Annotated in this window: 8 protein-coding genes; 7 read left to right on the plus strand and 1 reads right to left on the minus strand. The window is 35.0% G+C overall.

Features of this window, described 5'->3' with window-relative positions; all coding sequences use genetic code 11:
- The first annotated feature begins 243 nt into the window (after positions 1-243).
- The 3 genes from ES724_RS03650 (at position 244) to purL (ending at position 5,434) form a co-directional block, all read left to right on the plus strand.
- Entirely contained in the window at positions 244-1,272 is a 1,029-nt protein-coding gene (locus ES724_RS03650) for a hypothetical protein (protein WP_146929692.1), read from the plus strand.
- A gap of 22 nt (positions 1,273-1,294) precedes the next feature.
- Positions 1,295-1,447 carry a YqaE/Pmp3 family membrane protein gene (locus tag ES724_RS03655; RefSeq protein WP_146929694.1) on the plus strand — a complete coding sequence of 51 codons (153 nt, stop codon included), beginning with the start codon at positions 1,295-1,297 and terminating at the stop codon, positions 1,445-1,447.
- Between the two features lie 318 nt (positions 1,448-1,765).
- On the plus strand, positions 1,766-5,434 hold the full coding sequence (gene purL, locus ES724_RS03660; protein WP_146929697.1) for a phosphoribosylformylglycinamidine synthase: 3,669 nt from the start codon (positions 1,766-1,768) through the stop codon (positions 5,432-5,434).
- 149 nt (positions 5,435-5,583) lie between these two features.
- Here the strand turns inward: purL and ES724_RS03665 are convergent, their stop codons facing one another.
- A complete protein-coding gene (locus ES724_RS03665) occupies positions 5,584-6,075 on the minus strand; it encodes a DUF4136 domain-containing protein (protein WP_146929700.1) in 492 nt (163 codons plus the stop codon).
- 441 nt (positions 6,076-6,516) lie between these two features.
- On the opposite strand from ES724_RS03665, the gene ES724_RS03670 reads away from it, so the two are divergent.
- The 4 genes from ES724_RS03670 (at position 6,517) to ES724_RS03685 (ending at position 11,775) form a co-directional block, all read left to right on the plus strand.
- Positions 6,517-8,292 carry an AMP-dependent synthetase/ligase gene (locus ES724_RS03670; RefSeq protein ID WP_146929947.1) on the plus strand — a complete coding sequence of 592 codons (1,776 nt, stop codon included), beginning with the start codon at positions 6,517-6,519 and terminating at the stop codon, positions 8,290-8,292.
- 168 nt (positions 8,293-8,460) lie between these two features.
- Complete coding sequence (locus ES724_RS03675; RefSeq protein WP_146929702.1) at positions 8,461-8,913, plus strand: MarR family winged helix-turn-helix transcriptional regulator; 453 nt, start codon at positions 8,461-8,463, stop codon at positions 8,911-8,913.
- 59 nt (positions 8,914-8,972) lie between these two features.
- Positions 8,973-11,378, plus strand: a complete 2,406-nt coding sequence (locus tag ES724_RS03680) for a 3-hydroxyacyl-CoA dehydrogenase/enoyl-CoA hydratase family protein (RefSeq protein ID WP_146929705.1) — start codon at positions 8,973-8,975, stop codon at positions 11,376-11,378.
- A 49-nt stretch (positions 11,379-11,427) separates the two neighbouring features.
- On the plus strand, positions 11,428-11,775 hold the full coding sequence (locus tag ES724_RS03685) for a four helix bundle protein (protein WP_026838245.1): 348 nt from the start codon (positions 11,428-11,430) through the stop codon (positions 11,773-11,775).
- Positions 11,776-11,790 lie beyond the last annotated feature (15 nt).

An 11,790-nucleotide genomic window follows, 5' to 3' on the forward strand; every position in this document is an offset into this window, starting at 1 on the left:
ATCAAGAAATAATTTTAGTGTTCTCTTTCAAGATTTGAAATTGACTGATATTAAAACCTTAAAGCTAAACCTAAATTAGATTTTTTTGCAATAAAGAGTTTTAAAATCTCATCACTATAGTTAATTTCCTAAGATTAAAATCACAATATGCTCTAATAACTAAGATGTTATAATTATGCCAAATTTTTTAAATAATAATTCGAAACTGTTATATTCATATGTTTAACATTAAAAAACCAACAAATGGCATACACTCGAACAACATTCGAAAATTTAGCAAATAAAGTTTCAAGAATATCTTGGGGTGCAATATTTGCAGGAACATTAACGGCTTTAGCAGTAGTTTTAATGCTTAACCTTCTTGGACTTGGAATTGGGTTGACCACAATTGATCCAATGACAGAAGCAGACCCATTAAAGGGCTTAGGCACAGGTGCTCTTATATGGATGGGAATATCTAACCTCGTGGCACTTTTTGTGGGTGGTCTCGTTGCTGGGCGGATGTCTGGACTTCCATCAAATTCAGACGGGGGTCTTCATGGCTTTTTAGCTTGGGCACTATTTGCATTGATCTCTATATATCTAATTACATCTACAATTGGTACAATGGTAAATGGAATGTCAAGTGCAATTTCAGGATTGTTTGGGAATTCTCAATCAGAAAAAATCGTTGTACAAATGGATGAAGCTCAAAACAAAGGAAAAAATGATGTGAGTTTTTCCTACGAAAAGATTAAAACCGAAGCCTTCCAACTAATCAATAAAGCCGAGAAATATGATATACTCCCTGAAGACGCTTCTGGAGAGGCAAGGGAAACAATTAATGAAGTTGAAAGTGAAACTCAAGAGGCTTACAACAAACTTAATTTAGACGAAAATATAGATCAGTTCTTTAATGATCTGTCTTTTGACCTAGATGACAATGGAGATTTAAATATTACTGTTGATGGAAATCAAGACTATTTAAACAAAGAGGATATGAAGGTTTATTTGGTTGAGAACACCGAATTGTCCAAGGCAGAAATCGATGGTCTAGTAAATAAATGGGATAAGAACATCGAAAAAGCTGTAAACAAAGCAGAAAGTTTCTATGCAAAAGCAAAACAAAAAGCAATTGTATATAGTGACAAAGCAGCTGATGCCATAGGAAAACTAAGTATTGCAGCATTTCTGATATTCTTTTTTGGTGCTCTTGCTGCGTTTTTTGGAGGAGCCACTGGTTCTCCACTGCTTACTGTTTCTGAAGAAAGAAAAGAAGAAAAATATGATTAATCATTTCTAAAAAATATTATATATGTCACCACTAACAATTATACTCAATATATTATTACCGCCTTTAGCTGTTTTTATGAAACACGGTGTAGGATCAGCTTTAATAATTAGCATAATACTTACAATTATTGGTTGGATACCAGGGGTAATACACGCATTTATTGTTAACGATTAATTAATTAGCCTTTACAATTAATCCATAACACTCACAAGCAGGGTAATTCTAAGAAATAATAGAATTACCCTGCTTTTTTAATCCCTCATTGAGGGTTTAATTCCCCGAGGGTTGCCTCGAATTTTTAAAAGTATTTTCCAATTCATACCTCGTGGGCCTGCCCCAAGGTTCTTGATTTGTAAAAACTAAAATCAAATTCAAAAATTAATTATTCCAGAAACCGCAAATCCGTTGATGCAATAATTCAGATTTAAACAGATATTTATGTCTAAAAAAGTTATTTTTGCGCTTACACAACAACACATAAAATAGCTTAGAATGATCCTATTCTTCGGAACCCAAACCTCAAAGGTTTATGCTGTGCAAACGCACTCTTCCCTCTCTGCCCAAAACATTTCAAAATTAGACTGGCTTTTTGGCGAGGCTCAACTACTGAACAAATCTGCACTGGCAGATTTTTTTGTTGGTCCCCGCGCCACTATGGTTTCTCCTTGGAGTACCAATGCAGTAGAAATAACACAAACCATGGGCATTCCTGGAATAATTAGAATTGAAGAGTTTTTAAAAGTAGACGCTCATTTTCATGATTTTGATCCTATGCTTTCTCAAAAATTTGAAGGTTTAGATCAGGAGATATTTACAGTAAACACAAAACCACAAGCGGTTTTGGAAATCAAAGATGTCAATGCTTTTAATAAACAGGAAGGCTTGGCTCTTAATGAGGAAGAAGTAAAATATTTAGAAGAATTGTCTACCAAGCTTGAAAGATCCTTAACAGATTCTGAAGTATTCGGATTCTCACAGGTGAATTCAGAACATTGCCGTCATAAGATCTTTAATGGAACATTTGTGATAGATGGAAAAGAGAAACCTTTTTCTCTTTTCAAAATGATCAGAAAGACCTCAGAAGTGAATCCTAACGGTATCGTTTCGGCATATAAAGATAATGTAGCCTTTGTAAAAGGACCAAGAGTGGAGCAATTTGCACCAAAAACTCCAGATAAACCAGATTTTTATCAGAATACAGATTTTGATTCTGTTATATCCATAAAAGCTGAAACTCATAATTTCCCAACAACCGTGGAGCCTTTTAATGGCGCTGCTACAGGAAGCGGTGGAGAAATAAGAGATAGATTAGCTGGTGGTAAAGGATCTCTTCCTTTAGCCGGAACTGCAGTTTATATGACCTCTTACTCTCGTTTAGATGAAACTAAAGAATGGGAAAAAGCCAATGAAGAACGTAAATGGTTGTATCAAACTCCCATGGATATTCTTATAAAAGCATCCAACGGAGCTTCAGATTTTGGGAATAAGTTCGGACAGCCTTTAATTACTGGTTCTGTACTAACATTCGAGCATGCTGAAGAAAATCGCTTTTTAGGCTATGATAAAGTGATTATGCTTGCTGGTGGAATTGGATACGGAAAAGCAGATCAGGCAATTAAAGATGTGCCTAAAAAAGGTGATAAAATTGTTGTTCTTGGTGGTGATAATTACCGAATTGGAATGGGTGGTGCCGCAGTTTCTTCCGCAGATACCGGAGAATTTAGCAGTGGGATAGAACTAAATGCTGTACAACGTGCCAATCCAGAAATGCAAAAACGTGCTGCCAATGCCATAAGAGGTATGGTAGAAAGTGAAACAAACCCTATAGTTTCTATCCATGATCATGGTGCAGGTGGACACCTGAACTGTTTGAGTGAACTGGTTGAAGAAACTGGTGGAAATATAGATCTAGATAATTTACCAGTTGGAGATCCTACTCTTTCAGCTAAAGAAATTATTGGGAATGAGTCTCAGGAAAGAATGGGCTTGATTATTCCTGAAAAAGATATGGGTGTCTTAAAACGTGTTTCTGAACGGGAAAGAGCTCCAATGTATGATGTAGGGGAAGTAACCGAAGATCATAATTTTATCTTTAAAAGTAAGACCACTGGAGAAAAACCGATGGATCTTAAAATGGAAGATATGTTCGGAAGTTCTCCAAAGACGATCATGACAGATAAAACTGTGCATAGAAAGTATAAGGAACTAAGTTATTCTCAGGATAAAATTCATAATTATTTAGAGCAGGTGCTTCAACTAGAAGCTGTTGCCTGTAAAGACTGGTTAACAAACAAAGTAGATAGATGTGTTACTGGTAGAGTTGCAAAACAGCAAACTGCAGGAGCATTGCAATTACCACTTAATAATTGTGGGGTAATGGCACTAGATTATAATGGAAAAGAAGGTGTTGCAACCTCTTTAGGGCATTCCCCTATTTCGGCCTTGGTAGATCCTGTGGCAGGTTCCAGAAATTCTATTGCTGAATCTTTAACTAATCTTATTTGGGCGCCATTAGAACAAGGTTTAAAATCTGTTTCCTTGTCTGCAAACTGGATGTGGCCTTGTAATAATGAAGGAGAAGATGCCAGACTATATGAGGCTGTTCAAGGAGTCTCAGATTTTGCCATAGAGTTGGGAATAAATGTGCCAACTGGTAAGGATTCTCTATCTATGAAGCAAAAATATAATGACGATGGTAGTGAGGTGATCTCTCCGGGAACTGTTATTATTTCTGCTGCGGGACATTGTAAGGATATAACCAAAGTTGTAGAACCTGTTTTACAGCCAGAAGGGGCTATTTATTACATCAATATCTCTCAAGACACCTTCAAATTGGGCGGAAGCTCATTTGCCCAAACTCATAATAAAATAGGTACAGAAGTTCCTACTATAAAAAATTCAGAGAACTTTGTAAACACCTTTAATACAATTCAAAATTTAATTTCTGAAGGTAAAATTCTCGCAGGGCATGATGTTGCTTCAGGTGGTTTGATTACTACTTTATTAGAAATGTGTTTTTCTGAAGTTAAAAGAGGTGCTAAATTAGATCTCTCGTCACTTAATGAAGAAGATTCGGTTAAGTTACTTTTTAATGAGAACTGCGGAATTGTTTTTCAAGCAAAGGATACTTCAGTTGAAGCAGTTTTAAATGAAAATAATATAGAATTCCACAAAATCGGAACTCCTACTGAAGGAAATATAGTTTCAGTAGTTAATGGAAGCGATTCTTTTGATTTTGATATTCCTACATATAGAGACGTTTGGTATAAAACTTCTTTTATGCTAGATAGAAAACAAAGTGGAATAGATCACGCAACACGACGTTTCAACAACTATAAGAATCAGCCATTAGAATTTAAGTTTCCAGAGAATTTCACTGGAAAACTTCCTGTTATTTCCGAAGGAAAACCAAGAATAAAAGCTGCGATCATTCGTGAAAAAGGTTCTAATAGTGAACGGGAAATGGCTCGTGCCATGTATCTTGCTGGTTTCGACGTAAAAGATGTACACATGACCGATCTAATTTCGGGACGCGAGAATTTGGAAGAAATTCAATTTATTGCCACCGTTGGTGGTTTCTCAAATTCAGATGTATTGGGAAGTGCAAAAGGTTGGGCCGGAGCATTTTTATATAATGAAAAAGCAAAAGCTGCCTTAGACAACTTCTTCAAAAGAGACGATACGTTATCTCTAGGAGTATGTAATGGCTGTCAATTATTCATTGAGTTAGGACTTATAAATCCTGATCATGAGCAGAAACCAAAAATGCTTCATAACAGATCTCATAAGTTTGAATGTAATTTTACTTCCGTAGAAATTCAGGAGAATAACTCTATAATGCTTTCAGGTCTTGCAGGGAGCAAGTTGGGGATTTGGGCTGCACACGGAGAGGGGAAATTCAGTTTTCCTTACGAAGAAAGCAAATATAATATTGTTGGGAAATATGGCTATGAGGAATATCCTGCCAATCCCAACGGATCGCATTTTAATACTGCAATGTTAACCGATACTACTGGAAGACATTTAGTAATGATGCCTCACTTGGAGAGATCTACTTTTTCTTGGAACTGGGCACATTATCCTAAGGGAAGAAAAGATGAAGTTACTCCCTGGATTCAGGCTTTTGTAAATGCCAGAGAGTGGCTTGAAGAAAAAGAATAAAAGTAAAGCCGAAGAATAAAATCTTCGGCTTTTTTTAATCCCTCATTGAGGGTTCAATTTCCAAGGCATCCTTAAATATTTAAAAATATTTTCGATTTTTTACCTTGTGGCTAATTCAAGATTCTTAATTTAACAATCTGCTCATCAGATTATTTACCTGGAAATTTTTCGAAAATGTCATTTACCATTTGTCGGATGGCACCCGGGGAAATTTGTTTATATATGGCATCTGTTGCTACTCCTTTCCAGACGGTATTTTTTGTTTTACGATCTATAAGATTAATAACAAGAGTTCCTTCTTTATAAGAATAGGTATCGGTATCACAACCAATTACATTATTATAACCTCCGTAACCATAATAGTAATAAGGATTATAGTAAGAACTTACAGTTGTTACTCCTGTAGTATATGGATAAGAAGCATATACAGGCTCTGTAGTTGTTGCAACTTCTCTATCTGTCGCTTTACTTAATAATACCAGCAAATCAGGATTGTTCCTTTCAAGTTCAAATCCATTCTGAGTTAAGTTTGTTTTCACAGCTTCCACTATTCCGGTGTTTATGTTTTCCTCATTATACATATCTCCTTCTACCTCCGCATTTGTATTTGGTAAATATGCAAAGGTATTGTAATTGCTCAAATTTGTTCCTTAAGGATTCGTTGTAGTAACGCTTGGTCCGCAACTAAAGATGAGTATTAGAATTGAAAAAAGTAAAATTGTTTTTATGGTTTTCATTTTTTAATTTTTATAATAACGCTACCTAAAATAAAAAAAACACTAACTAAAAGTTTAATATTAAACACTTTACAATTCTTTTAACTTAGGTTTCGGAATTTTAATAAAAGTTGGGAATTAAACGGTGAGACCAATTATCTGATTAAGATTCCGTACTAATTTTATTAATCACGGAAACCGGTGATTTGCTAATTAGATAAAGTATATACAATGGAGAATATAAAATAATAGGAGTCGCTCTTAAAATTTTAAGAATTATTAAATAATATTATTTCTTTTTATTCAAAATAGATTTGATATAGACATGCATTTTAGTATTTTGCAATGAAAACATTATCCAACCACATGATCGAAATTAAACGACTATTTGATTTTCCTTACTTTCAATTAGAAAATCACCCCTTAGAGAAAGCATTAGTTACTAAATATAACGGTAAATGGGAATCCCTAAGTACTCAACAATATATAGATAAAGCGAATGCAGTAAGTAGAGGTTTATTGCGCTTAGGAGTAAAACCCAACGATAAAATAGCTATTATCTCCTCTAGCAATAGAACAGAGTGGCATATTATGGATATTGGGATCCTACAAATAGGAGCTCAAAACGTGCCTATTTATCCAACAATTTCTCAGGAAGATTATGAATATGTTTTAAACCATAGTGGTGCAACCTACTGTTTTGTATCAGACCAAGAAGTTTTAGAAAAGGTAAATGCAATAAAACATAATACCCAGCTAAAGGAAGTTTATTGTTTTGACAAAATCGATACCTGTAAAAACTGGACAGAAATTGTAGAGCAGGGTAAAGATGAAAGTAATCAACAGGAAGTGGATGCTCTTAAAGATGCGGTCTCAGAAGATGATCTTGCTACTTTAATTTATACTTCCGGGACCACCGGAAGACCTAAAGGAGTTATGCTTTCTCACAAGAATATAGTAAGTGATGTTTTAAATAGTGCACATCGCGTGCCGTTTGAAACAGGTAAATACGTAGGATTAAGTTTCTTGCCTATCTGCCATATTTTCGAGAGAATGATCTCTTACCTCTATCAGTACTATAGTGTTTCAATTTATTTTGCTGAATCTATAGAAAAAATAAGTGACAATCTTAAGGAAGTACAACCACATGTAATAACTGCTGTACCAAGACTACTTGAAAAAGTATACGATAAAATTATTGCAAAAGGGACTGCATTAGGTGGAGTTAAACAAAAATTATTTTATTGGGCAGTAGAATTAGGTTTACAGTACGAGCCTTACGGCGCGAATGGCTGGTGGTACGAAACACGACTAAGCCTTGCTAGAAAACTGATATTTTCTAAATGGAAAGAAGGTCTTGGAGGAAATATAGAATTAATAGTCTCTGGTAGTGCGGCTTTACAACCCAGGCTAACTAGGGTATTTGCTGCTGCTGGAATCCCGGTAATGGAAGGCTATGGATTAACAGAAACTTCCCCAGTTGTAGCAGTAAATGATGAACGTAATGGCGGATTCAAAATTGGTACTGTAGGTAGAGTGATAGATAATGTAGAGGTTAAGATCGCTGAGGATGGGGAAATCTTAACAAAAGGGCCCAATTTAATGATTGGATACTTTAAGGATAAAGAAAAAACAGATGAGGCCATAAATTCTGAGGGGTGGTTCCATACTGGAGATATAGGTGAAATTGATTCAGAAGGTTTCTTGAAAATCACCGATAGAAAAAAGGAAATGTTCAAAACTTCCGGGGGTAAATATGTAGCTCCACAGTTAATCGAGAATACCATGAAACAATCTCGCTTTATAGAACAGATCATGGTTATTGGTGAAGGCGAAAAAATGCCTGCAGCATTGATTCAACCAAACTTTGAGTTTGTAGAGGAATGGGCAAACCGTAAAAATCTTGATATTGGGAAATCTAATGAAGAGATTGTTAAAAACCAAGATGTGAAAGCACGGATTCAGGAAGAAGTAGATTTCTATAATGAAAAATTTGGTAGTTGGGAGAAGATCAAGAAGTTCGAACTTACTCCTGAGGTATGGAGTATAGAAAATGATCAGCTTACCCCTACAATGAAATTAAAAAGAAGAAATATTAAAGAAAGATATATGGACCTATACAATTCTATCTACGAAAGGTAGATTTAGCACCTATATCATTAAGTTATTGTTAAACTCTCCTATTTAGGGGAGTTTTTTTATGTATTTAAAGTAAATTTAGGCTGTTTATTAAATAGATGAAAAAAAAAGAGCTATTTATTATGCATGCATAATAAATTTTATTAACTTTGGATTCATTCTAATATAAACATGAAGGAAAAAACCATTGATTACGTTTTGCGGGCAACTTGGATTGCCGTTTCAAAAATGTATAATGAAGAAGCCGGAAAAGCTGGAAGCACTATGGCTACAGGTTTTGCCCTTTTAAGTATAGATCCAGAAAAAGGAACCCCCTCTACCTCACTAGGCCCAAAAATGGGTATGGAAGCTACTAGTTTATCCCGGATTTTGAAATCGATGGAAGAAAAAGGACTAATAATCCGTAAAAAAAATCCAAACGATGGTAGAAGCGTCTTGCTCCACCTTACCACTTTCGGAAAAGAAATGAGAGAATTCTCTAAAGGGGTAGTTTTAAAGTTTGATGAAGCTGTAAAGGAAAATGTAAGTGAAGAAGATCTTAAAACCTTTATAAAAGTAGCCAATTCTATATCGGATTTAATTTCTAATAAGAAAATCTATAATAAAGAGATAAGTTTAAAATAATTATAACAAAAGATAAATTTCAGGAATTGCCCGAAATTTATTCTAATTAAAATTTAAATATGAAAAGAAGAATTAATAAAGTTGCAATCGTAGGTTCCGGAATCATGGGAAGCGGGATTGCATGTCATTTCGCAAATATTGGCGTTGAAGTATTGCTATTAGACATAGTTCCTCGTGAACTTACAGATAAAGAAAAAAGCAAAGGATTAACTTTAGAGGATAAAGTAGTTAGAAACAGACTTGTGAACGATTCTTTACAGGCCTCATTAAAATCTAAGCCTTCTCCTATATATAGTCAATCTTTTGCTAGTAGAATTAACACTGGAAATCTGGAGGATGATATTGCTAAAGTTTCAGAAGTAGATTGGATCATAGAAGTTGTTGTAGAAAGACTGGACATAAAAAAGAAGGTTTTTGAACAATTAGATAATCATCGTAAAAAAGGAACTTTAATTTCTTCCAATACCTCAGGTATTCCAATAAAATTAATGAGTGAAGGACGAAGCGAAGATTTCCAGAAACATTTCTGTGGAACTCACTTCTTTAACCCGGTGCGATATTTAAGATTATTTGAAATTATTCCTGGCCCAGAAACTTCGGAAGAAGTATTAGATTTCATGAATGAATATGGAGAGAAATTTCTAGGAAAAAAATCTGTAGTAGCTAAAGATACTGCAGCTTTCATTGGGAACCGAATAGGGATCTTCAGTATTATGAGTCTTTTCCACATGGTTGAGGAATCAGGTATGACGATTGAAGAAGTGGATAAACTAACAGGCCCCGTTATCGGAAGACCTAAATCTGCAACTTTTAGAACGGTAGATGTTGTTGGTTTAGACACCTTGGTTCATGTTGCAAATGGGCTACATGAAGGTGTTCCAAATGATGAAAAACACGATTTTTTTGCCTTACCAAACTATATTGACTCTATGATGGAGAAAAAATGGTTGGGAAGCAAAAGTGGCCAAGGATTTTACAAAAAAATTAAGGGGGATGATGGTTCTAGCGAGATCCTTTCATTAGACCTTGAGACTCTTGAATATAGAGCCGCTAAAAAAGCATCTTTCGCAACTCTGGAACAAACTAAATCTATAGACAATGTTGAAGACAGATTCAAAGTATTAGTTGGTGGAAAAGATAAAGCTGGAGAATTTTATCGTAAGAATTTTTCTGCTCTTTTCGCGTATGTTTCTAACAGAATTCCAGAAATCACAGACGAACTATATAAAATAGATGATGCCATGAAAGCTGGTTTTGGTTGGCAACATGGCCCTTTCCAAATATGGGATGCTGTAGGTGTAGAAAAAGGAATTGAGATGATGAAGGCAGAAGGTGAAAAACCAGCTGCGTGGGTAAAAGAAATGTTAGAATCTGGTAGTAAGAGTTTCTATACTGTAAAAGAAGGAAACACTTATTATTATGATATCCCGAAGAAAGAACAAGTAAAAGTACCTGGACAGGATGCTTTTATCATTTTAGATAACATTCGTGAATCCAAAGAAGTATTTAAAAATAGCGGAGTTGTGGTTGAAGATCTTGGTGATGGAATCTTGAATGTAGAATTCAGAAGTAAAATGAATTCTATTGGAGGTGATGTTTTAGATGGCTTGAACAGAGCATTAGATATTGCTGAAAAAGATTACCAAGGATTGGTAGTTGCAAACAACGGAGCTAATTTCTCTGTTGGGGCAAATATCGGAATGATATTTATGATGGCTGTAGAGCAGGAATATGATGAGCTTAACATGGCTATTAAACATTTCCAGGATACTATGATGAGAATGAGATATTCTTCTATTCCAACCGTAGCAGCTCCTCATGCTATGTCTTTGGGTGGTGGATGTGAATTATCATTGCATGCAGATAAAGTAGTCGCAGCAGCAGAAACTTATATTGGATTGGTAGAATTTGGTGTAGGTGTTATTCCAGGTGGTGGTGGTTCCAAAGAGATGACTCTTAGAGCTTCAGACACATACCATAAGGATGATGTAGAACTGAACAGATTAAGAGAAAACTTTCTAACCATTGCAATGGCTAAAGTTTCAACTTCTGCTTACGAAGCTTTTGATACAAATATTCTTCAGAAAGGAAAAGATATAGTGGTAGTGAATCCAGACAGACAGTTAGCTATTGCGAAGAAGCATGCGTTAATAATGGCTGAAACAGGTTATACGCAACCAATTGAGAGAACAGATATTAAAGTTTTAGGGAAACAAGCACTGGGAACTTTCTATGTTGGAACAGACCAAATGTATGCTGGAAAGTATATAAGCGAGCATGATAAGAAGATCGCTAATAAATTGGCCTATGTTATGGCTGGTGGAGATCTTTCTGATGCTAACTATGTAAGCGAGCAATATTTATTAGATCTAGAACGTGAAGCATTCCTTTCTCTTACGGGAGAGCGCAAAACGTTAGAACGCTTAGAACACATGATTAAAAAAGGGAAGCCACTTAGAAACTAGATGTGAGTAGTGAGTAGTGAGTAATGAGTAATGAGATATTTTAAAGTAAATGCATAAAATTGAAGACTTGAAAATCTGGAAGAAATCAATGGAATTGACTAAATCAGTTTATAAAATTTGTACTGAATTACCTTCCGATGAACGATTCGGACTTATATCTCAGATAAAGAGATGTGCGGTTTCAATCCCTTCAAATATTGCTGAAGGTGCTGGAAGAAATTCAAAAAAAGAATTCGCTCACTTTCTATCTATTGCCAATGGTTCTTCCTATGAATTACAAACTCAGCTAATGCTTTCAATGGAACTTAAATTAATTTCAGAAGAAAAAATAAAACCAATACTTGAAAATATTATTGAGATACAAAAAATGAATTACGGATTTCAAAAATCTTTATGAAATCTCAATACTAAG

The sequence above is a fragment of the Gillisia hiemivivida genome, from assembly GCF_007997295.1.
GTDB lineage: Bacteria > Bacteroidota > Bacteroidia > Flavobacteriales > Flavobacteriaceae > Gillisia > Gillisia hiemivivida.

Bases quoted from the DNA above. Each gene is read 5' to 3' on its own strand.
- ES724_RS03650 (WP_146929692.1), top strand. From the start codon at position 244: ATGGCATACACTCGAACAACATTCGAAAATTTAGCAAATAAAGTTTCA.
- ES724_RS03655 (WP_146929694.1), top strand. From the start codon at position 1,295: ATGTCACCACTAACAATTATACTCAATATATTATTACCGCCTTTAGCT.
- purL (WP_146929697.1), top strand. From the start codon at position 1,766: ATGATCCTATTCTTCGGAACCCAAACCTCAAAGGTTTATGCTGTGCAA.
- ES724_RS03670 (WP_146929947.1), top strand. From the start codon at position 6,517: ATGATCGAAATTAAACGACTATTTGATTTTCCTTACTTTCAATTAGAA.
- ES724_RS03675 (WP_146929702.1), top strand. From the start codon at position 8,461: ATGAAGGAAAAAACCATTGATTACGTTTTGCGGGCAACTTGGATTGCC.
- ES724_RS03680 (WP_146929705.1), top strand. From the start codon at position 8,973: ATGAAAAGAAGAATTAATAAAGTTGCAATCGTAGGTTCCGGAATCATG.
- ES724_RS03685 (WP_026838245.1), top strand. From the start codon at position 11,428: ATGCATAAAATTGAAGACTTGAAAATCTGGAAGAAATCAATGGAATTG.